The sequence below is a fragment of the Parageobacillus thermoglucosidasius genome (genome assembly GCF_001295365.1).
Classification (GTDB): Bacteria; Bacillota; Bacilli; order Bacillales; family Anoxybacillaceae; genus Parageobacillus; species Parageobacillus thermoglucosidasius.
This window is the reverse complement of record NZ_CP012712.1, coordinates 3,014,624-3,035,358: the sequence shown is the minus strand read 5'-3', so window position 1 is coordinate 3,035,358 and position 20,735 is coordinate 3,014,624. Positions and strand designations below refer to the sequence as shown.

Here is a 20,735-nt window from a genome sequence, read left to right as displayed (position 1 = left end):
GAAATTCAACCTCCGTTGGGATATTCAGTTCCACATGCATACCTATCACCTCGTTCAGCCTTTTTAAATAGGTGAAATGGAATAGTGCTTTTTGGTTATTTTTCAGAATGTTCATTATTCGACACCTTTTGACAATAGGAGTTTGCTAATAATGATTGTAGGGTTGTTTCTGGTGCTTTGTTTTGTTACTTTACCGAAAACAGGAAAAATGTTTCCACATGATTTCATGCAAATCTGCGGAATGGAACAACGAGAACTCTTAAATTTATACTTAAAGAATGATCATTATTAACCTCATAAAATTCAAAATAGTGTTGATGTTTGTGAAAATGAAGAAGAATCGGGTTTGATTACTTTATCAGAAATGGAACATTTTCTGTGAGAAAAGTTTCCATAAAATGAATTGGGTGAGCTCTATTGAAAATTTTACATGTTCGAGACTTATATCATGCCATTGATGGCACCATGCAAAGCATTGATGAAAAGAGGCGTCAACTCCAACAAATCCGCCAATCCATTCGGCAATTTATTTCCCTCGGCCATGCCTTTACTGGAGAAGGCGGAGATGCGATCCGCAACTATTACGCCGATTGTCACATTCCGTTTTTAACTTACTTAGAACAATTTTTAGCTGATTTTCAACATACGTTAACGCAAATCAAACAAGCCGCTGCTTCCTTGGAATCACACGAGCATGGAGTCATTCGAGAAGATTTTTTACAACAGGAAGTGCAGGTGGGGTTACAAAGAATTTACGAAGTGACGCGAACCCTCGTTTCAGAGGCAAACAAAGAAATAGCCAGTGTGCAGGACATTGTTTCATTGCCCTATCTAGATGAGCAAGGTGTCATCGAAGGAGTCCGGCAAGCCGAAAGAAATAAAAATGAAACCTTGGAACAACTATACGAATTCGACCGCTCCCAAGCAGCGGCACTAGAACAATTACGCCCAAGAATAGAGGCAATGAACAACTATATCGCTGAAATGCAGGCCATGTTTAAACACAGGAATATTTCCATTGCTAGTTACAATATTAAAGCGATTCAAGAGAAAGAAGCGTATAAGAAAATAGTAGAAAGCGAAGAAATCAATCATCCAAAAAATGAGGAGGAGTTATTTGAAGACATCCTCAAAGGTGTCGGAGTGGGAATCTTCGACACAGGAAAAGATTTTGTGGCGGGACTATACGATTTTGTCACCAATCCTGTCGGGACGATCGAGGGGTTCATCCATGCAGTGATCCACCCAGTCGATACGGTGAAATATATATCCAAAGCCATACAAGATTCGTTTGAACGGGATATGGTGAATGGAGATGCATATTCCAGAGCCCATTGGGTCACCTATGCGTTAGGCATCATTGCAACATCCATAGCAGGCACCAAAGGTGCTGGATCTATAACAAAGACAGGGCTATCAACGACAAAAACAGTTGTACAACATAGCGTAGAAAAGGCAGCGGCTGCCATAGATCCGTCATCGATCGCGAAACTTTTGCCATATGCACCACATCCCCAACTGCAACTGGCATTGTCGGGCGGAGTGCCTTATAATGTGGTAAATAGTGTTGGGTTGAAAGATCAGCTAATTACCTTAGCAAAAGTGGAGGCTGGGGATAAGGGGACTGTAAAAGCTAGTAAGAATAACTACAGAAAAAAATATTTACAAGAGTATCCAGGATTACCTGAAGGATGGCAGGTTCATCATAGTTTGCCACAAAAATATGAAAAAATCATGAAAGAAGTAGGAATTAATATTCATGAAGTCAAATATCTCAGGGGAGTAGACCCAAAAATACACTCTAAAATCACAACAGAATGGGCTCGATGGGAAAAGAGGTTAGGAAGGACACCTACGGCGAAGGAAATAATTGATTTTGCAAAGCAAATGGATATTAAATACGGGAAATATTGGTATAAAAAGTAAGGAGTGATTTTGTGGAAAAACAAAAATTATTATTTCAACAACTGAAGCGTATCAAAGATTATTGGGTAAAAACCTCCCTTGATAGTCTTAAAGATGATGCTGACTTGATTTGGTCAGATTATGAAGAGGAGTATAAAATGTTGCAAAATTTGATTAACACTGAAGAAAAAAAATTAGCTTATGAAAAGGTATTGAATGAGGTATTAAAAGGGGCGATACATTCTATATTAGTAATGATTGATGGTGGGGATGATTTGTCCGATAAATTTACATTGGACTTAATAGTAGAACAAACAAACGAGTCATTAAAAAAGGATAGTGCTTTACACGAAGAATTTTATAATTATTTACTAGATGTTGAGGAAAAATAAATATATTAAAAAGGGGGACTCAAGAGCAAAGCGTTGCACATAACCCTGTCAAGTAGACAATGAAAAAAAGAGTATATTAAGCTGCGGCCTTTTCTCGGTATTCAATCGGGGAAAGGCCGTTTAGCTTTTCTTGAAAACGACTGTGATTGTAAAAATCAATATATTCTTCTATCGCCTGATGCGCCTGTTTGATCGTTTTTGGGCGCACTAAATACAGCTTTTCTGTCTTTAAATGGGAGAAAAAGCTTTCGATACACGCATTATCGTGGCAATTTCCTCTTCGGGAATGGCTTCCTTGAATTTTGAGTTCTTGGAGCTGGTTCTCATCGGATTTTGTCGTGTATTGGAATCCTTGATCCGAATGCAGAAGAGCATTCTTACTAAATGGCTTCTCCTCTAGTTGTTTCAGAGTATTAATACCAATTCAAGATCGTTTCTTTCCGATAATTCCCACGCGACAATTTCGTTGTTATATAAATCTAAAACCGCAGACAAGTAAGCAAACGTATCTCCCGCACGCACATACGTAATATCTGTTACGAGCTTTTGAAACGAATGGTCGGCGCAGAATTCGCGGTTTAAGACATTCGGAAATACCACAGATCCTCTTCGTCCGTAGAAAGGACGCTTTTTGCGAATTACCGATTGAATTCCCAATTCCCTCATGAGACGTCGTACACGTTTATGGTTTACCATGATTCCTTCCCTAGATAATGCCCTTGTCATTCGTTTATATCCGAAGTATGAATGAATCTTATGAATAGCGAGTAAATGTTCTTTCAACAGAAGATCTTCTTCCAGACGCAACGCCCTTTTGGATCGGTTTTTGCGCCATTTGTAGTATCCAGCTTTGGAAACTTCGCCAATTTGGAGCAGCCATACAAGTGGATGCTTTTTCCGCAGTTCCTCAATAATGAGAAACCTTTCCGCTTTTAAGATCACTCCTTCCCGTGTAGATTTGGATTGCGCTTTTTTAGGTATTCCACCTGCGCTTTCAAATACGCGTTTTCCTCTTCCAAACTGGAAAAATGTTTGCGATTCCACACTCCCCGTTGATCTTTCCATGACTCGCCGCGTTGAACTTTCTTGCCCCATTGCGCAATCTGGGCGTCGCTCTTGATTCCAAAATGTTCGCGGAGCTGCCGATAAGACCAGCCCTCCTCCAACTTCAAACGAACGACTTCCCGTTTCAGCTCTTCGGAATAGGTGTGAAAAGTTTGTCCTTTCTTCGCCATAAAAAATCCCCTCCCAAGTAGACTCTTAAGAACATCATATCAAATGTCCTCTTTTTTCGCTGTCTACTTGTATAGGGGATAATACCAAAGTTGGTTCTCTTTTTATGTGCCTTATTGACAACCATCCTTCTCCCCCCCTTTCGAAGCGAATAATTTAGTACCGTCAATTTGATAATCACATTAACGAAAGAAAGGAAAAAATTTCCTTCTTCAAACCACTCTGCCCATACATTTATTTAAACTTCTTCCATATCTGCATTGCTGATAAGAAAATACCTATTGCTAGCCAAAAGAACGGAAGGAAAACCGAAATGGTATCGACAGGTTCTCGAAAAAGAAATATATGCGGCCATGGCATAAACGTTCCTTGTGTTGCAACTTCCATAAACGTATAAGTCGCTATAATCGCGAGTGCAATGTCTAAACTTTGGACAGCGCTTAAAACGGCAATACCGATCATTTGATAAAAGATAAACAACATAATCAGATGCATAATTAAAGGAGTGGTAAAAAATCGTACACCGTTAAGCCATGCTGTTAAGCCAACAAGCAAGAAGATGAACATTCCGTGCAAAACTGCATAACGTATGAAGTCGATCACAATGATTTTCCGATAATAAAACATTAACGCCTCCGTTGCCCCTTCTTCATAAAGGCTGTTATACAAAAAAACTAAATGCCAACCAGCGATCGGGACTGCAATGCCTTGGACGACGATATACGGCATAAACGGCGCATCGGAACGTGAGGCAAAAGCCAACATTAACAGAATGCACAGCGCGTAAGCCACGAAAGGAAAGCTATATAAATAGCCTAGCAATTTTATATCAAATTTGAATAAGTGAACGAGCCTATTCAAGGGGGGCCGCCTCTTTTAAAAGGGCTAAATATCCATCCATTAACCGTGGGCTGACGCGCTGGCCGATCGGTTTATCCGATAATACGCGCACTACAACGTGAGAAGGCTCTTCACTCATTTGTACGACCTCTTTCGTCGCCATGATTTCATCGAGCTCTGCAAACGAAACGTTGATCTCATATGTGCAATGGGCCGCTTTTTTCTTTAATTCCTCCGGTTCCCCTTCAAATAGAACTCTCCCATTTTCGATAATGCCGATTTTCGTGCAAAGAAACTCAATATCTTCGACAATATGGGAAGAAATAATGACCGTATGGCGCTTTCCGAGCTGCTTCAACAAATTGCGAAAACGCACGCGCTCCCGAATATCGAGCCCCGCTGTCGGCTCGTCAAAAATGAGAACAGACGGCTTGCGCAATAAAAGTTGGGCGATGCCGACCCGCCGACGCATGCCACCGGATAGTTCCCGCATTTTTTTATTGATGTGTTCTGATAAATTCACTTGTTCTACAACGTCCTTAATTTTACTTTGGCACGATGTCGGAGTCTCCCCTTGAAGAATCGCAATATGTTCGAGTACCTCATACATTTTTAACTCCGGATAAATCATAAAATCTTGGGGCAAATACCCGATATGATCTGTTCGTTTCACGCGAGTGCCTGTACTGATCAACTCCTCTCCAAGAAGCACGCGCCCAGCGCTAAACTCCAGCAACCCGGCCAATATTTTCATTAACGTCGTCTTGCCCGCACCGTTCGGTCCTAGCAGCCCGTAAACTCCTGAAATCGAAAGTGTAACGTCCGATAAGATTTGCTTCTTTTTGATGACTTTCGTCAATCCCTCAATGTAAATATCCAATGGCCCCCGACTCCTTTACTAATTGTGATACTTGATCCCATGTCCATGTTTCGTCCATTTCCTGATACCATTTTCGCAAGAATTGTTGCTTCTGTTCTAAGCTCAATTGCTGAAACGCAAAGTAAATGGATTTAATGAGTTCCTGTTTTGATTTCGGTAAAACATCTGATTGGTGACTTCTAAACATATCGATTTTTCGCAAGTCTCTTTTTTCCATTAAAAATTGAGCAGCCGCATGAATCCATTCATTATACATGACGAATGATCCTTTTGGTTGCACCGAAAGCCGGAGCATTTTTTCATAAAAATCTTGTTCCAGGTGGTATTTATCTATAGCATATGAATTATTTGTGTTGTATACGAGATGATCATTCGCCATAAACGAAGACAGTCCAAAACTAGAAAACACAATGGTTTTAGGGAGTGATGAGACCGTTACCGTTGTCGGTGCAAGCTGCCGCACGTCCTGAAATGCCTCCTCCAGCTGCGGCACCACCGTTGAAACCCTCTCATCCATCTTCGGCCAGTCGGCCGGATATATAATCTGATAACCTTTATAAACGAACCGGTGACCCTGTCCCTTGATCAGCGTGACCGCTTGCGCCTCGCCGCTGTAAACCGACCCCCGCTTCGGCAAATTACAAAACAGCACATCACCATCCACTTTCAAGGTAAAATCATTGTTTTCTCTCGGCAAAAATTGGTCCGTGAATTCGTTCCACCATAGCCGTTCCTTTGTCCCGTAAATGACAAACTCATATATTTTATACATTTGCGATGCTCTCTTTTTTGGATACCACGCTTTATCGGCGAGAAGAACCGTTCGTCCGTTCGTATAAGGGATGAAGCTTGTATCCACGATGTCATACCGAAACGTGAGAGATGTCGTGCCTTCAGGCAGATAAACAGTAACAATATCTCCCTCTCTTGCAAACTTGATTCGTTTATGCTCTGCTTGAATCCATTTGATCGGATAAGCATGGTACAGTTGAAACGTTGGCTTCATCGTGTCCATACGGGAAAACTTCACATGCACGGTGGCCTGTTTTTCTTTCAATGAAATGGAGTAAGACTGAATATCATACCGCAAATCTGTCTTTACATCTATGTTCATCTTTCGATAGTCATTGATCTCCGTTGTTTGATCGGCTCGAGTAAACGCTTTTGTGTTTGACTCCAAAGAGCCATAAGCTGACGCGACAACAAGAAATGGCAGCACCAAGAGCACTTTCATGACAACATTCCGCTCCCTCGCTGTAAGTGCCCAACGAATCGACAACATCAAAACCATTCCGAAAAGGACGAGAAACCATGTGAGGAGTTTCAATTCATTTCCCCTATCCACCTCAAAACCAATATAAGAGTTATATACATGTTGGACAGCGTGTTTTCCGATAAAAAGCAACGATTTCCAGTCATTCGCATGAACCTTTTGAAAAAAATCAATAAATAGTTCCGTCGTCATACTGCCGGTCACAATCCATACGACTAAAATGACAAAAAAGCTGATCTTTTTTGTCCCAAAAAACATCGCCACCATCAAGCCATACATTATGCTGAGCACCAGTGGTCCGAACATGTAGACGGCAAGAAACCGTAGCAACGACAAATAAAAATCTGAAGGCTCGATTCCCACGATGAAATAAACGAGTGAAAAAATGCCATAGGCAATCATCACCATGATCCCTTGGCACAAAACATGAACGGCAAACATCGCGCTCATTTTCTCCAACATAATGCGATAGCCATCCGTAAAAAACGACTGGACGCCATAAAGAAGTTCCTTTGAATGGAGAAGATAGAAAAAAACGATGTAAAAGATCGACACCATTTGCACAAGCATCAAGACTTCATGTGGCAGCTGTCCATACGCTTCCATATCATATGGATCTGAAAAGAACAAAATGAGTCTAGCAATCAACAAAACAAAAAATAATATGCTAGCCCCAGCGTATAGCTTACTTTTAAACATCTGTTTCAAATAAAAAACAAATAAAAATTTCCACCTCATTGCTTATCACTCGCTTTCATCAAAATGAAACAAACCCCTATTGAACAAATGAAATATGCTAACTTGACAAGCATATTCTCTTTTAGAAATGTCAAATGAAGTAAAGGATCAATATAAGGCCAACGATTTTCAATAAATACGTTAAATGATACAAGCCCATATTCCAGGTAAAATAACGTTATTATCCACAGAAGAAATACACAGATGAACAAAACCGCCCTTTTACGAGAATAGTATACATAAACCACGCTGATGGATAGTCCAGTCACCCAAGCCCACGCAAATGGAAGGGCATAATAAATGAGATACAATTTGAAAATAAAGGCAAAGAGATCCCAGCCAGAGGAAAAAGCAATGATAATCGCACTTGCTATTATTCCAGCAATTAGCATTTGCAATATCGAAAAGCAAAGAAATGCAATAGAAATTTGATTAGCTCCGATCTTTTTTGGGCTTTCCACGATTTCATTAATTGCAATCCAATCAATAGGAACTGAATTTGTAATTAAAAGATGCAAGCGAAGACTTACTAATAACCAGACACAAACCCCAATAGGAATCAAATACTTAGTATATAGGGTAAACTCTGCCGGATTGACTGCATAAGGATTGCTACAATAAACAATAAGGATGCAAGAAAAAACAATAGCAAAAACCATTTCTATTTTTAAACTTAAAACCATCCTTAACCACACATAAAACATCCTCATCTCATCTTGTCCCCTCAAATATTTCATCTGACATTTGTTCATTCAATCCATTAATAAACAAACACATTTTTAAGGCACATCCATATCACTGCCCTGATCAAAAGATGTTATGGGCATCTTTATCAAATATCAAATTCCTTCCATAAACAATCATACATATGTTTCCTTCTACTTTCACCGCCAACTTGTGTCGGAACCCCACCATGTTTTGGCGGAGTTCCAACATCAACTGTCGGACCTAAAAAATGGAAACGCCCTCATCGATCCGATGAAGGCGTTGAAAATAAGGGGGATTCTGGAATCAGTCCCAATTGCTTGGCTTTCTCGATGGCTTCTATCCGCGAAGATACATGCAGCTTGGCGAAAATGTGCGATAGGTGTCTTTCCACTAAATCGCAAGCTCCCGTTCTTCCTCCAATTTGGCTGATACATGAACACTCCACTTTTACGTTTGCGCGTAATTGAAAGCGTTGGATGATCTGTCCGACCGCTTCTTTTAGCCCCATTTCGATCAAAAATGGCGGCCTTAATTCATGGCATATCTTCCCTTGCTACATGTTTCTGTGTAGCTATAGATCAATATCCTTTCTTTATCAAATAATCCATCCGTACCGAAAGAGGGCAATGTCCTGTCTCATCGACTCATCCATCCGGATCTCCTCCCTATATCGATTCGAATCGGGACCTTTCCGATCTACCTGTCTTCATCGTATCTGAACGTAGTGGGATATAAAGTTTGGAACGTTTTATTTCTACTAACGCATAGGCAAAGTTTTATCTGAACGTAGTGAAATATGTTTTGTGCTACCCGCAATAATGACATCTGATCCCTGTTTTATCTGAATGTAGATATTGTTAACATGATCGTAAAAAATGTTAATTTTTATCCTCTCCTTACATTTTGCCAACCGTTATTTTGCAAGTAATAGATGGGAAAGGATGATAGAGGATCCAAGGTATGATGAAATATCCATAAAAGAAATTCTTTTACAATTCTAGTATTCGCGGGGGATCGGCTTGAATTTTTTATGAAAAAAATCTTTTCTTGCAGAAAAAGTGGTAAATACATCCAATATCCATCTTTATCCATAAATATTACAAAAAAACCGTGTTATGATGTACGTGCGAGCAAGAGATGTGATTGGAGGAGGAGAAACATGAATAAAAAAATCGTATTTTCCCTTGCCGCTTCTTTAGCGATTGTCGGTGCGTCGTTTACAGCGAAAGCGGCTGAGACTGATCCATGTCCAGCTGCAAAAAGCTATGAAGTTAAGTATATACTGTCTATCCATCTAGCATGCCGAATATCGAAAAATGGGTTCAATTAAACATTCCATTTATTTTTTATTTTAAATAAAACAGGAATTTTCAAAGAGGCAAAACCGGGCACGACAACTGTGCAAAAACCGGCGGCGAATGGACAAGCTCCTGCTAATAAGCCAGCGGCACAAACTCCTGCGCCAAATGAAAGCAAAAAAGCAAATGAAAATGAAGCAGGACTTAAAGCTTTGAACAACAAGTCGTAGACTTAACGAACAAAGAGCGGGCGAAATATGACTTGCCGCCTTTGAAGGTCGATGCATCATTAAGCAAAGTCGCCCGGGAAAAATCAAGAGATATGGAGGTAAATCATTATTTTTCCCACAACAGCCCGAGCTTGATTTTTAAGGGGATGGTGCATTTTTTCATCAGGCAGCCCCCTTGTTATTGTGGACGGTGTTGCAAAACCGGAATAAAAACTCAAAGTTATGCATAAAGATGCAACACAACACATGCAGTACATATTCAACACAACACATGCAGTACATATTCGATGAAATCCATACCATCGCGGCGGTTCCACCCCATCACTCTTTAACTCGTTTAAATACCCGTTCCATTCCGCAGCGAAGTCCAAACAGCCATTGGCCAAACGGCGTTTGCAAAAAAACAGGAAGAACACGGCCGTAGGCGTCTTTTTGTTCCCCGCTATTGCGGCGGTTGACGGGAGGAAGGAATAGGATTTCTGCTTGTTCGGCTGTTTGCTGAACCTTTTTGTGTCATACGCGGTATCCCCTAACACGAACTCCATCTCCCATTGCTTTATAAAGACTGCTTCCAAGGAGCGTGCTGTCGATCAGCACGATTTGGGGATACCGTACTTCTAGATCTTGGAGCAGCTGTGCGTGAAAAACAGGAAATCCCTGTTTCCGGAAACCACTTCGCCGCACGGGAAAACGTAGACAGATGAGGGACTTCACCAAGCCCGCAGGCCCGCTGAAAACAGCGAAACTGCAGGACGCGTACCAATTTGCGCAAGGAATCAATCGCAAAATAGGTTTTCAAAAAGGAACAATTCAACAACGATTTTATTTTTTCGATACTGGCAGCCTTCCTATCACATACGGTGTTTCTGGCAACGACAGAGAGTCAATATATCGAAATAACGATGCTAAAAGTGGATTCATTTCATAAGACCATGCATGTTCGTTGTTTAAATTGGAAATTATGATCGTGTCCACTCTTTGGAGAGTTGTTTTTTGGTCACTGTATATGATTTCCAAGGCGTGGTTTTTTATATGCATTTATGCATTCGTTATACGTTTTGCAACACATTCATTGTGTTAAAATTCCCGGTTTGTCCAGTAAACTCAGACCGCCAGAAAATAAACTGCTTTTTCCCGGCTTCTTTTATACAAATTTCCGAGAATGAATGTTTTATTGCCGATTGGGTTAAAATAACAGTTTCATAAAAAAATATTTTCCTAAAAGGCATAAACATAAAAATAATGATATAATTGGAAAGCGATGCAGTGACGGTACCGGATGCATATTGGGATGCGGAGGAAAAGAGTGAATACATATGAAGATACGTGACTGGGATCAAAATTTAAAGATTCGTTTATTCGGGGAGTCATTAATCAATATCACCTTTTGGATGTTTTTTTCGTTTATGGCGTTCTATTTTACGGAAGCGTTCGGAAAGGATAAAGAAAGGATAAAGCAGGAGTGCTATTGATTGTTTCGCAAATTTTTTCAGTCATTGCTAGTTAATGGGCGGATATTGCGCGGATACGTTTGGGCGCAAACAGATGATGGTGCTGTCAGCTTATGGCCAAGGGGCGGCATTTTTCTTTTTTGCCCTTGCTAATTCCCCATGGTTTACTTCACCTTATGTTGGCTTTCCTTGTTTTACGATCGCGGGAATTTGCGGGTCGCTTTATTGGCCGGCAAGCCAGGCGATGGTTGCCGATGTCGTGCCGGAAGAACACCGCAGCAGCGTTTTTGCCGTGTTTTATACTTTATACATTTGTTAGTATTGCCGTGGTCATCGGGCCAATTACTGGCGGGATTTTTTATGAACGGTATCGCTTTGAGCTGTTGCTTGCCGCGGCGTTTTCGTGCTCGTTTCTCGCCATGCTCTTGGCAAGGAGACTTCGCGAGACTGCGCCAACGTATGAAAACGGAGGGGCGGCGCGCGGAAAATGGCAGGAGTTTGTTTGGCAGCAAATTCGCCAGTACAGCGTGATCGTGCGGGACCGGATATTTCTCTTGTTTATTATCGCGGGCATTTTGGCCGGACAGACGTTTATGCAGCTGGATTTGCTTATTCCTGTGTATACGAAAGATACGGTGGACAGACAAACGCTATTTTCCTTTGGCGATTGGTCGCTGACGCTTAGCGGAGAGAAGGCGTTTGGCCTGCTGATTTCCGAAAACGGATTGCTTGTTGCGTTGTGTACCGTGTGGGTGACAAAATGGATGGAACGTTATCATGAACGGACGGCGTTCGTTGGCTCGTCGATTGTTTATGGCATGGCGATTTTTTTGTTCGGGCAAATGACATCGATTTGGGGGCTTATTTTTACAATGGCGTTGTTTACGTTGGGAGAGCTGATGACAGCGGGGCTGCAGCAAACGTTTATTGCGAAGCTGGCCCCGAAGGAAATGCGCGGGCAATATTTTACGGCCGCAAGTTTGCGCTGGACGATCGGGAGGGCGATCGCTCCGCTTTCGATTACAGCAACGACATGGTTCGGATATGAATGGACGTTTTTCTTGTTAAGCGTGTTTTCGTTTAGCAGCACCGTTTTATATGCGGTGATGTTCCAGCAGTTTGCCAAGCGGGCCGCAGCACCAGGATAAGCGGTCAATAGAAAAAGGGGGAGAGAGCATGTACATAACTCTCATTCGTCATGGAAGATCGAAATGGCAAATGAGGGGGTGGATGACTGGTTGTGAGTTCGCCGAATGGGTGAAAGCATATGATGCGCATGGTATTTTGGAAGAAGATAAAATTCCTGCGGCCACCCTTGAAACAGTGAAAAAGGCAGCACTGGTCATTTCCAGTCCGCTTCCGCGCGCGGTGCAGTCTGTAGAACGCTTGCAACCTTTTTGCCATGTCGCAATCGCGGAATGGATGCGGGAAGTCGACACGCCGATTCCGTTTGCAAATGTTCGGTGGTTCTGTTTGCCGGTTTCTGTCTGGCTGGTTTTTTCACGCATATGCTGGTTATGTGGATATTCATTAGATGTGGAATCATATCGGGAAGCGAAAAGGCGGGCGGAGTTTGCGGCAGATATGCTGTGTGAATATGCGGAACGATACGGGCATATTGTAGCAGTTGGACATGGATGGTTCCATCGTCTCGTCGGTGCTGCGTTAAAGAAAAAAGGCTGGAAACGGACGGCATCGCCGAGTGCAAAACATTGGCACGCGGTTTTATATACGTTTTATAATAAAAAGCACTAACGGCGCATTTGTTGTTCCCTCCACATAAATTCCCTGATTCTGGCATACAGATGAACTAGACTAAAGACAGGAGAGGGGAAGTTAGGTGAAACAGCATGTATCTACAAACGAAAATGCAGAGGGGGCAAACAGTACAGAAATAAAAAAGACGGGAAACGGCGCAGCGATGCTGGCACGCTATGAACAGAAAAAACAAGCGCGTCTTGTTGCGCAAAAGCGGCGGCAAAAATATTATCGCATCATTCGCAGAATCGGTTTTGCCATCATTGCAATATGGATCATCGGAGAGCTGATTTTAAACGGGTATAGCCTTCTTAAAAACACAGCGGGGAGAGAAATCGCGATTATGCGCTTGGAACAAGCGTTAAAAAGGAAAGATGTCGCCGCTTTGCAAACATATATCCGCATACCTGGCGAAGCGTTTCCCGTCAATGAAACGACGCTTCAGCCATTATTTCTGTATTTAGAGAAGCATCCGCAGGCATATGAAACGCTTGAGCGGGATTTTGAAAAACAGCAGAAAATGAAGCACGTATATATAAAAGGGTTGACGTCGAAACCGCCGATTTTTACGATCAAAGTATACGAAAACCGGTACGTCTTTGAACCAACTTTGTACTTTCTTAAAATTCGCCTTGATGAGGCGGACAGTCAAGTAATGATCAATGGAAAAAAAGTGCAGGGAGAAGCGACAAAAGATCCGTTTGTTAAAAAGGTTGGTCCGTATTTGCCAGGAACGTATACGATCACGAGCGTGAAAGATGGCGAAAAACGCAAAGAACGGACAAAACAAGTTACTCTATTTGGCGGTGCGAGAGTGTATGAAGTCGATTTGACGAAAGAATAAGATCCTTCGTGAAAAGAAGGATCTTTTTGTTTAATAAAGAAAGCGATCCACGCTGCCCGGGAAGGGAATTGGCGACTTTGGCTTTACGCCGCTTTATTTTTATCTTCATCCTCGCCGGCATTCCAATAATATACGCGCGGCAGCCTGATATAGCACCAATATTCTTGCAATAACGTCACTCCGACAAAATATGCCATTTGCCAATCGATATGTTTCATGCCTTCCATCTCCTTTGCATATGTTTTCTTTTCCATCGTATTCTTCCGTTATGTTGTCCTATGCGCGAAAGGAGGCAACAGCGCCAAGATAAACTATTGCGAATCAAAAGGGTGAATGCGATAAATGAAACAAAATCAGCAATTGACACGTATGAAAGAAAGGAGACATGCTATAATGAAAGTAAATAGATCAGGAGAAAGGGATGGACGATGAAACGGTTGCTTAGAACGTTATGGCGCTGGTTTGTTTCTTGGAATGTGGGGGTAATCGTGGCGGTGGTGACGTTTTTTCTCGCTGATTTTCACTTCTTTCCTTCCTTCTTTTCAGGAATGGGTGCGATGGTTGTCACATCGATAATCATGAAAAAAAGAGATGGCCGGATCGCGGGAAATCTTTTAAAGGAAGAAAAAGCGTATATTCGCTCACAGCTTGATGAGGCGCGGAAAAAGTGGAAACAAATGCGCGCCGCCCGTTTTCGCATTCGCTCACTTGCCATGTGGCAAAAAATTTCGCGCATATGCGCGGTTGTCGACAAAATGATTCGCGCGGTGGAGCAACATCCGCATCAGTTTCGTCTTGCCCAATCGTTTTTTCTAAATGAATTGCCGACGGCGGTGACGATGATCGAAAAATACGTGTATTTAACGAATCAGCCTGTGCGCAATCAAGAGATGAAAGAGACGCTCTGGAAAACGGAACGGCTTCTTGATGAACTGGCTGCTTCTGCGGAGCAGCGTCTTTTGGAGATACTTTCGAACGATGTTTTTGATTTAAAAGTAGAAGCGAAATTGCTCGAGCAGTCGCTAGAGCAGCAAAAGCTGCCGGAAACGATGGAATGGAGAAAGGAGAACGATTATGAAACCGTCCGATAACATGACGGCAAACGATTTTCGCGATCAACAATGGACAAGCTCGCTTGATTCGTTGCTGGAAAACCCGTTTTCATTGCCGAATGAACAGAGCGAAACTGGCGTGGATGAACAGCGGCAGCCAACGAAGCTGATTGACACGTTAAAGCCAGAACATCGCAGCAAAGCGCTGCAGCTCGCAAAACAAATCGACCCGCGCAATCAGCAAGCGATCATTCAATACGGAGTTGCCGCGCAAGCCGAGCTGTCGAAGTTTTCCCATGCGATTTTGCACCACGTGCAGACAAAGGATGCGGGTCCCGTCGGGGAAGTGATCAGCGACTTAATGGCAAAAATTAAAGAAGTGAATCCCGATGATTTGCTTCCGGCGAAAAAAGGATGGTTGGCGCGGTTGTTTGGCTCTGTGTCCAAATCGCTGCACGGCATGGTCGCGAAGTATCAAAAAATCGGCGTGGAAATTGATAAAATTGCTGATCAGCTTGAGAAGCACCGCCAGTCGCTGTTTCGCGACATTATGATGTTAGAAACGCTGTACGAAAAAAATAAGGAATACTTTGATGCGCTTAACATTTATATCGCCGCGGCTGAACATAAATTGGAAGAATTGCGGACGAAAGTGATTCCGGAAAAACAGGCCCAAGCAGAACGGTCAGGAAACCAAATGGAAATGCAAGAAGTCAACGACTTGTTGCAGTTTGCCGACCGGCTTGAAAAACGGATTCATGATTTAAAATTAAGCCGGCAAGTAACGATCCAGACGGCACCGCAAATCCGCATGATCCAGCATATGAACCAGACGCTTGTCGAGCGCATTCAATCATCGATTTTAACGGCGATTCCGCTATGGAAAAACCAAGTGGTGATCGCCCTGACTTTATTCCGCCAGCAAAAAGCGGTCGAGGCGCAAAAACAAGTGGCGGAGACGACCAACAACCTGTTGCTTCGCAATTCGGAAATGCTGAAAACAAACAGCATTGAAGTCGCGAAAGAAAACGAACGCGGGCTGATCGATATTGAAACATTGAAAAAAACGCAGGAAAATTTAGTCACTACATTAGAAGAAACGCTGAAAATCCAGCAAGAAGGCCGTCTCAAACGGCAACAAGTGGAACGGGAGCTCGTTACGATGGAAGAACAGCTGAAACAAACGCTGTTATCATTAAGACGAAACGATGGATGAAGGAAAAAGCTGACCTCTTATCGTGCGGGGTCAGCTTTTTCGCTGGACTTCTTCAAGATGGATGCGCTTCGGACGGCATTTCTTCCGCCGCCTCTGTTTGCAGCTCTTGCCTCCTCACACGTTTTTTGCCCCATTTTCCTCTTTAATATTTCACCTTGTGCGATCAGCAGCGCGGAAAATGCGCCGTGGCAAGCAGCGTGCCGCCGGTTCCAAGCTAAACACCGGCCATCATTGCGGATATTGCCAAAGCGCGGAAGAATGTATAAATCTGCGGGCGCATAAGCAGCAAGCGTCATCCATAAGCTGAATAGCCTGCGGATGAGGTGCCGTGGCAAGCAGCACGTATTTGAATGGAGAGGGCGATGGCATGCATGCTTCACGGCCATCCTTCGCAGCGATTATTCGGCGGAAATATTCGGCCCTTCCAGTTTTTTATCCCCGTATCCCGGCTGTTTCTCTATATCTTTTTCCTGCTGGCGTTCTTTCTGTTGTTGTTCAATACTATTGTTTTGTTTGTTTTGCGTCATGTTGCTTTCATCTCCTCTTGCAGTAATGTTTCATCATTAGTTTGTCGCTTTTATGCAGATGTCATACATGCCCAGCAATTTCTTCTTTTTATTTTCCAAGATTGTTTCATATTAATGATGAGTGGAAAAGAACAAGGAGGCATAAAGATGGAAAAACAAGAAAACTTAAATATTGCGGGAAGGAAATATGATCCATCTGGCCATGACCGTTCCGTTTTTTTGCCTTCTGCGTTGGCGACAACGCACGAACAAGTAAGGGATGCGTATGTGGAAGGGACGGTCGACGGGATCATCGATGATGGAAGCGGCGGGGAAGGCGCTCCCCTTTCCCGGCAGCACAACGAGTAAGCCAAGGCGTCAAGGCAGAAAAAAAGCCTTGACGTTATTTCGTTTTTCCGATTTATAATAAAGGATGTACATTGCAGCAACAGGGGAAAATCGTGCCAGTTTATTGGGATTGCGGCCGCGCTATTCGCATCGATTTTGACGGAATTGCAGGAGAAAAAGGAAAGAAAAGCTGTTCGTATTTAGCTTCTTTCCTGACCATACTAAATACTGATTATATCACATCATATAGGGGAGGCTGATCATTGTGAAGTGGCAGAGGGCGCTGCTTGCGTTGCTGAAGGAACGAAAAGACCATTCCATCGCCTTGGCGATCGATACGTCCAATCGGCCGTCACGTCCGATTTTAATCCAAAACATTGTTAAGCTGTTTGAAAAAGTAAGACCGGATACGGTGTTGGTGCAAGCCGATTTTAAAATTCGCGACGTGTCTCCTATTGGCATGGCGGCGATTAAATATTTCAAACATGGAAAATCATCGTATACGGAAGTGTTGGAATGGGCGAAAGAAGAAAAAATTGATACGCTTTTTTACATTACCGATGTCACGGGCTATTTTTATGAAGAATTGGAAGTAGATTATGAAGTATTTTGGCTTGTTCCGGATGATTATATGCCGCGCGTGCCGTTTGGCAAGCCGATCCGCGTGGCCTAGACGGACAGAACGCTTTGAACCAGAGCGGTTTAAGGCGTTCTGTTTTTTATTGCATGATTGTTGTAGGTTACGGGAAAGTCCAGCTGCTTTTCCATCATTTTTGCGGTTTCATCCAATAAGAAGGGTATTATAATTATGTCATTAAATATAACAAAAATATTTTGTAATCGGTACCAAAATAAAATTGGTGTTGCAAATACATTTTAAATGTAATATATTTTTACATATAAAGTTATAAAATATAACAGAGGGGGAGAGAAAATATGGATGAAAAAATGTTGGCAGCAGGACTTGATGCGCTTTGGGTGATGGTGAGCGCGATACTAGTGATCAGCATGCAGGCAGGATTCGCTTTGCTGGAAGCGGGATCGACAAGAATGAAAAATTCCGGGCATGTGGCAGGAAAACAAATATTAAGCTTTGCGATTGCTTCGCTTGTGTTTTGGGCGGTTGGTTTTGCGATTGCGTTCGGCGCAGGAAACCGCTTGATCGGAATGGAAGGATGGTTTTTGCAAGGAGATGAAAAGACATTTGCTTCTCTTTCATGGGCGAACGTTCCATTATCGTTGAAGTTTTTGTTTCAGCTCGGCTTTGCCGGGGTGTCGCTGGCAATCGCGTGGGGAGGTTTTGCGGAACGAGCAAAATTATCCGTCTATTTTCTGTTTGGAACGATTTTTATGATTGCGATTTATCCAGTGATTGGCCACTGGGTATGGGGTGGCGGATGGCTTGGCGAAATCGGGATGCAAGATTTTGCCGGATCTACCGTCGTCCATCTGCAAGGAGCGATTGCCGCGCTGATTGCGACAATGTTGCTTGGCCCTCGGATCGGCAAATTTAATAAAGATAAAACGCCGAACGTCATTCCGGGGCATAACCAAGTATATACTGTGATCGGCGGTTTGATTTTATGGATCGGCTGGTTCGGATTTAATGCCGGAAGCACGATGGCGGTAGGCGACGGGTTTTTCGGCCATGTCGCGCTGACAACTAATCTGGCGGCTGCGGCGGGAGCGGTTGCGGCTATTTTAACGGCGAAAATCATGATAGGAAAAGCGGACATTCCGGCAATGGTCAACGGTGTGCTTGCAGCGTTAGTGGCGATTACCGCGGCGTGCGCCTTTGTGGAACCATGGGCAGCGGTAGTGATCGGAGCGGTGGCTGGCTCATTCACATTTTGGACATCGATTTATTTGGAACGAAAGGGCATTGATGATCCGATTTATGCGTTTTCGGTGCATGGCATCGCCGGCATTATCGGTACAATTTCAACCGGGTTTTTCGCAGCGCCTCGTTTAGTCGAAATAACGGGGGTTGGCAAAGAGGGATTGTTGTATGGCGGCGGATTCCATCAATTAATCGTGCAGACGGTCGGAGTGCTGGGAGCAGCGATATATGTGGCAGCGGTATCGTTTATCGTGTTGTTTGTTTTAAAGAAAACGATCGGATTGCGTGTGACAGCGGAACAAGAAATTTCCGGTTTGGACATTAGCGAGCATGGTTCGTACGGTTATCCGGAGCAGCTTGATCCGGCTTATCAGTCCAAGCCACTTACTCAATAATGTTTATGTCGCTGCGCGTTTTCGAAGGAAGAGAAATCATGGAATTATTATACGAATTAATGAAGCAAATGGAACAGACAGAGACGATCGGAGAACTGCGCGTTTGCCATTATGAGCTTGCCAGGCGGCTGCGCCTTGTTTTGCAATGGGAACGGATTGAATTGCTTTCCCATATTGTCAGCGAGGCGCACGAAGTTCTCATGCAACGGGCGTTTCAGCTTGCGGAAGAGGAAACGCTGCGCGCAGCGGTAGGCATTCGCCCGAGAAAATGGTGTTGGTATGTGATGGGGAGCTTGGGGAGACGGGAGCCGACCATATGGACAGATCAAGATAACGGCATTTTGTTTGAATGCGGCGGGCATGAAGAAAAAGAATGTTATGAATTTGTCCGTCATATGGCGGCAGTCGGAACGAATTATTTATATGAAATCGGCTATCCGTATTGTCCTGGCTACGTGATGGCGACGAACAAACGGTGGGGGCAGTCGCTTGCTGACTGGGAGAATCAAATAAAGACGTATATTCGCGACCGTCTCCCCAATGATATTCGTTTTTTGTTTATTGCGATCGATATGCGGCCGATTTATGGAGACAGCCAGCTTGTTATTGACAGAAGACAGGCGCTGTTTGACTGGATCCACCGTGAGCCGCAGCTGCTTCAACAAATGGGGGAGCATGTGATGTTTCCTACCGTGCCGCTTGGCTGGTTCCATAACGTTCAAATCGAACGGTGGGGGGCATATAGCGGGGCGATTCATATGAAACATGGCGGTTACGTGCAAATCGTCAACGCGTTAAAGTGGCTATCATGTTTTGCCAATATTTCTGCGGCAACGACGCTGGAACGATGGAATGAGATCACGAAACAGGCGCTGCTGCCTTTAGAGCTGGTGAAGGAAGCAAAGGAAGCGCTGTCGATTTACTACTACGTTCGGTTAAAGTACGCGACAGAAGCGGGAAGTGACCGTGACTATGTATTATGGCGCACGCTTGAAGCAAATGAACGAAAATGGCTGAAAAAAGCGATGAGGACAGCAAAAAAGATGCAACGGTTTGTTGCGCGGCAGGCAGGTGGTAAGTAAATGGACGGACAGCATCGCTTTTGGCAGCGGGCGCTTCGCTTTTTATCGCTTGGAATACCATCTGGAAATGTCCCATCTGCGCTTGCTGACGGGGAACATTCATTCCAGCAGGAAATGTGGCTGCGCACGTTGCGGAAAGAGCAGCAAAAAAAGCAAATCGATATGAGCATGTCTCTTGATGAAGTCACGTTCATGATCATTGACATGGAAACGACCGGGTTTTCACCGCAGCACGGCGATGAAATTTTGGCGATGGCTGCGGCAAAAACGGTGCGCGGAGCGGTAAAAGAGACATACTACACGCTTGTTTGCCCGGAAAAAGCGATTCCGCTGCACATTTCCGCATTGACCGGAATTACAGCAAAAGATGTGCAGTATGCTCCGCGGCTGCATGAGGCGATGCGTTCGTTTTTATCTTTCATCAGCGGAGGGGTAATGATCGGATACCATATCGGCCATGATTTATCGTTTTTGAATCATTTCCTTTGGACGCATTATCGGACAAAATGGGCAGCGCGTTTTTTCGATATGCAGCCTATCGTTGAAATGGTGCAGCGCCGGTGGTTTCCAACATTGGATGATGCGCTGGGGCATTATGGGATTTCTTGCGAAAGACGGCATACGGCAGATGGGGATGTTTGGGCGATGGCCGAGCTATGGGCGCAGCTGTTGGCAGAATTAAAAAGGAATAACATTGAAACGCTGTATGATTTATATAGTGCGCTAGGCAAACGATAAAAAGGCGG

Annotated in this window: 21 protein-coding genes and 4 pseudogenes; 15 read left to right on the top strand and 10 right to left on the bottom strand. The window is 43.5% G+C overall.

The window, feature by feature from the left end; all coding sequences use genetic code 11:
- The first annotated feature begins 417 nt into the window (after positions 1–417).
- Both AOT13_RS14860 and AOT13_RS14855 read left to right on the top strand, forming a co-directional pair.
- Positions 418–1,926 carry a T7SS effector LXG polymorphic toxin gene (locus AOT13_RS14860; protein ID WP_042383833.1) on the top strand — a complete coding sequence of 503 codons (1,509 nt, stop codon included), beginning with the start codon at positions 418–420 and terminating at the stop codon, positions 1,924–1,926.
- 11 nt (positions 1,927–1,937) lie between these two features.
- Complete coding sequence (locus AOT13_RS14855) at positions 1,938–2,297, top strand: hypothetical protein (RefSeq protein WP_013400596.1); 360 nt, start codon at positions 1,938–1,940, stop codon at positions 2,295–2,297.
- A gap of 76 nt (positions 2,298–2,373) precedes the next feature.
- Here the strand turns inward: AOT13_RS14855 and AOT13_RS19960 are convergent.
- From AOT13_RS19960 to AOT13_RS21315, 6 genes and pseudogenes are all read right to left on the bottom strand, one after another.
- Positions 2,374–3,532 (bottom strand): annotated as a pseudogene (locus AOT13_RS19960) (IS3 family transposase).
- Positions 3,533–3,764: 232 nt separating this feature from the next.
- Positions 3,765–4,391 (bottom strand): hypothetical protein, encoded by a 627-nt coding sequence (locus AOT13_RS14840; RefSeq protein WP_013401728.1) that lies wholly within the window; start codon positions 4,389–4,391, stop codon positions 3,765–3,767.
- Entirely contained in the window at positions 4,384–5,250 is an 867-nt protein-coding gene (locus AOT13_RS14835; RefSeq protein WP_042383830.1) for an ATP-binding cassette domain-containing protein, read from the bottom strand. The genes AOT13_RS14840 and AOT13_RS14835 overlap by 8 nt, the downstream gene beginning before the upstream one ends.
- Positions 5,234–7,261, bottom strand: a complete 2,028-nt coding sequence (locus tag AOT13_RS14830) for an ABC transporter permease (protein WP_042383828.1) — start codon at positions 7,259–7,261, stop codon at positions 5,234–5,236. The genes AOT13_RS14835 and AOT13_RS14830 overlap by 17 nt, the downstream gene beginning before the upstream one ends.
- A complete protein-coding gene (locus tag AOT13_RS14825) occupies positions 7,258–7,971 on the bottom strand; it encodes a hypothetical protein (protein WP_174407718.1) in 714 nt (237 codons plus the stop codon). The genes AOT13_RS14830 and AOT13_RS14825 overlap by 4 nt, the downstream gene beginning before the upstream one ends.
- Before the next feature lie 257 nt (positions 7,972–8,228).
- Positions 8,229–8,360, bottom strand: a pseudogene (locus tag AOT13_RS21315) (DNA-binding response regulator); the annotation flags it as partial.
- Positions 8,361–9,128: 768 nt separating this feature from the next.
- Here AOT13_RS21315 and AOT13_RS21125 point away from each other — a divergent pair.
- Complete coding sequence (locus AOT13_RS21125; protein ID WP_232511537.1) at positions 9,129–9,299, top strand: hypothetical protein; 171 nt, start codon at positions 9,129–9,131, stop codon at positions 9,297–9,299.
- Between the two features lie 230 nt (positions 9,300–9,529).
- Positions 9,530–9,727 carry a CAP domain-containing protein gene (locus AOT13_RS21120; RefSeq protein WP_311773717.1) on the top strand — a complete coding sequence of 66 codons (198 nt, stop codon included), beginning with the start codon at positions 9,530–9,532 and terminating at the stop codon, positions 9,725–9,727.
- On the opposite strand, the pseudogene AOT13_RS21480 reads toward AOT13_RS21120, so the two are convergent.
- Positions 9,660–10,460 (bottom strand): annotated as a pseudogene (locus AOT13_RS21480) (ISNCY family transposase). The gene AOT13_RS21120 and the pseudogene AOT13_RS21480 overlap by 68 nt on opposite strands.
- Before the next feature lie 353 nt (positions 10,461–10,813).
- On the opposite strand from AOT13_RS21480, the pseudogene AOT13_RS14810 reads away from it, so the two are divergent.
- From AOT13_RS14810 to AOT13_RS14800, 3 genes and pseudogenes are all read left to right on the top strand, one after another.
- Positions 10,814–12,096 (top strand): annotated as a pseudogene (locus AOT13_RS14810) (MDR family MFS transporter).
- 28 nt (positions 12,097–12,124) lie between these two features.
- Positions 12,125–12,703, top strand: coding sequence for a histidine phosphatase family protein (locus AOT13_RS14805; RefSeq protein WP_003249860.1), 579 nt, complete (start codon positions 12,125–12,127; stop codon positions 12,701–12,703).
- Between the two features lie 85 nt (positions 12,704–12,788).
- Positions 12,789–13,550 (top strand): zinc ribbon domain-containing protein, encoded by a 762-nt coding sequence (locus AOT13_RS14800; RefSeq protein ID WP_003249862.1) that lies wholly within the window; start codon positions 12,789–12,791, stop codon positions 13,548–13,550.
- An 83-nt stretch (positions 13,551–13,633) separates the two neighbouring features.
- Here AOT13_RS14800 and AOT13_RS21250 read toward each other — a convergent pair whose 3' ends face one another.
- A complete protein-coding gene (locus AOT13_RS21250; protein WP_013400603.1) occupies positions 13,634–13,768 on the bottom strand; it encodes a hypothetical protein in 135 nt (44 codons plus the stop codon).
- A 210-nt stretch (positions 13,769–13,978) separates the two neighbouring features.
- Between AOT13_RS21250 and AOT13_RS14795 the strand changes: the two genes are divergently transcribed.
- Both AOT13_RS14795 and AOT13_RS14790 read left to right on the top strand, forming a co-directional pair.
- Complete coding sequence (locus tag AOT13_RS14795; RefSeq protein WP_003249864.1) at positions 13,979–14,641, top strand: 5-bromo-4-chloroindolyl phosphate hydrolysis family protein; 663 nt, start codon at positions 13,979–13,981, stop codon at positions 14,639–14,641.
- Positions 14,625–15,818, top strand: a complete 1,194-nt coding sequence (locus AOT13_RS14790) for a toxic anion resistance protein (RefSeq protein WP_003249867.1) — start codon at positions 14,625–14,627, stop codon at positions 15,816–15,818. Before AOT13_RS14795 ends, AOT13_RS14790 begins: the two co-directional genes overlap by 17 nt.
- A gap of 17 nt (positions 15,819–15,835) precedes the next feature.
- Here the strand turns inward: AOT13_RS14790 and AOT13_RS20830 are convergent, their stop codons facing one another.
- Both AOT13_RS20830 and AOT13_RS21245 read right to left on the bottom strand, forming a co-directional pair.
- Positions 15,836–16,198 carry a DUF2512 family protein gene (locus AOT13_RS20830; protein WP_099421470.1) on the bottom strand — a complete coding sequence of 121 codons (363 nt, stop codon included), beginning with the start codon at positions 16,196–16,198 and terminating at the stop codon, positions 15,836–15,838.
- Positions 16,199–16,216: 18 nt separating this feature from the next.
- Positions 16,217–16,345, bottom strand: coding sequence for a hypothetical protein (locus tag AOT13_RS21245; RefSeq protein WP_013400604.1), 129 nt, complete (start codon positions 16,343–16,345; stop codon positions 16,217–16,219).
- A 147-nt stretch (positions 16,346–16,492) separates the two neighbouring features.
- Here AOT13_RS21245 and AOT13_RS14780 point away from each other — a divergent pair, with 147 nt between their 5' ends.
- From AOT13_RS14780 to AOT13_RS14760, 6 genes are all read left to right on the top strand, one after another.
- Entirely contained in the window at positions 16,493–16,693 is a 201-nt protein-coding gene (locus tag AOT13_RS14780; RefSeq protein ID WP_003249870.1) for a YozQ family protein, read from the top strand.
- A gap of 92 nt (positions 16,694–16,785) precedes the next feature.
- The gene (locus AOT13_RS20185) at positions 16,786–16,932 is read left to right on the top strand and encodes a hypothetical protein (RefSeq protein WP_155116378.1); all 147 of its coding nucleotides are present in this window, start codon (positions 16,786–16,788) and stop codon (positions 16,930–16,932) included.
- A gap of 5 nt (positions 16,933–16,937) precedes the next feature.
- Positions 16,938–17,345, top strand: a complete 408-nt coding sequence (locus AOT13_RS14775; protein ID WP_003249872.1) for a VWA-like domain-containing protein — start codon at positions 16,938–16,940, stop codon at positions 17,343–17,345.
- Positions 17,346–17,608: 263 nt separating this feature from the next.
- Positions 17,609–18,907, top strand: coding sequence for an ammonium transporter (locus tag AOT13_RS14770; protein ID WP_003249875.1), 1,299 nt, complete (start codon positions 17,609–17,611; stop codon positions 18,905–18,907).
- Positions 18,908–18,945: 38 nt separating this feature from the next.
- Positions 18,946–19,989 carry a DUF294 nucleotidyltransferase-like domain-containing protein gene (locus AOT13_RS14765; protein WP_003249876.1) on the top strand — a complete coding sequence of 348 codons (1,044 nt, stop codon included), beginning with the start codon at positions 18,946–18,948 and terminating at the stop codon, positions 19,987–19,989.
- Complete coding sequence (locus tag AOT13_RS14760; RefSeq protein ID WP_003249878.1) at positions 19,990–20,727, top strand: exonuclease domain-containing protein; 738 nt, start codon at positions 19,990–19,992, stop codon at positions 20,725–20,727.
- Positions 20,728–20,735 lie beyond the last annotated feature (8 nt).

Bases quoted from the DNA above. Each gene is read 5' to 3' on its own strand.
- AOT13_RS14780 (WP_003249870.1), top strand. From the start codon at position 16,493: ATGGAAAAACAAGAAAACTTAAATATTGCGGGAAGGAAATATGATCCA.
- AOT13_RS14760 (WP_003249878.1), top strand. From the start codon at position 19,990: ATGGACGGACAGCATCGCTTTTGGCAGCGGGCGCTTCGCTTTTTATCG.
- AOT13_RS21245 (WP_013400604.1), bottom strand. From the start codon at position 16,345: ATGACGCAAAACAAACAAAACAATAGTATTGAACAACAACAGAAAGAA.
- AOT13_RS14825 (WP_174407718.1), bottom strand. From the start codon at position 7,971: ATGAGGATGTTTTATGTGTGGTTAAGGATGGTTTTAAGTTTAAAAATA.
- AOT13_RS14770 (WP_003249875.1), top strand. From the start codon at position 17,609: ATGGATGAAAAAATGTTGGCAGCAGGACTTGATGCGCTTTGGGTGATG.
- AOT13_RS21250 (WP_013400603.1), bottom strand. From the start codon at position 13,768: ATGAAACATATCGATTGGCAAATGGCATATTTTGTCGGAGTGACGTTA.
- AOT13_RS14795 (WP_003249864.1), top strand. From the start codon at position 13,979: ATGAAACGGTTGCTTAGAACGTTATGGCGCTGGTTTGTTTCTTGGAAT.
- AOT13_RS14805 (WP_003249860.1), top strand. From the start codon at position 12,125: ATGTACATAACTCTCATTCGTCATGGAAGATCGAAATGGCAAATGAGG.
- AOT13_RS14790 (WP_003249867.1), top strand. From the start codon at position 14,625: ATGAAACCGTCCGATAACATGACGGCAAACGATTTTCGCGATCAACAA.
- AOT13_RS14830 (WP_042383828.1), bottom strand. From the start codon at position 7,261: ATGAGGTGGAAATTTTTATTTGTTTTTTATTTGAAACAGATGTTTAAA.
- AOT13_RS14765 (WP_003249876.1), top strand. From the start codon at position 18,946: ATGGAATTATTATACGAATTAATGAAGCAAATGGAACAGACAGAGACG.
- AOT13_RS21125 (WP_232511537.1), top strand. From the start codon at position 9,129: ATGAATAAAAAAATCGTATTTTCCCTTGCCGCTTCTTTAGCGATTGTC.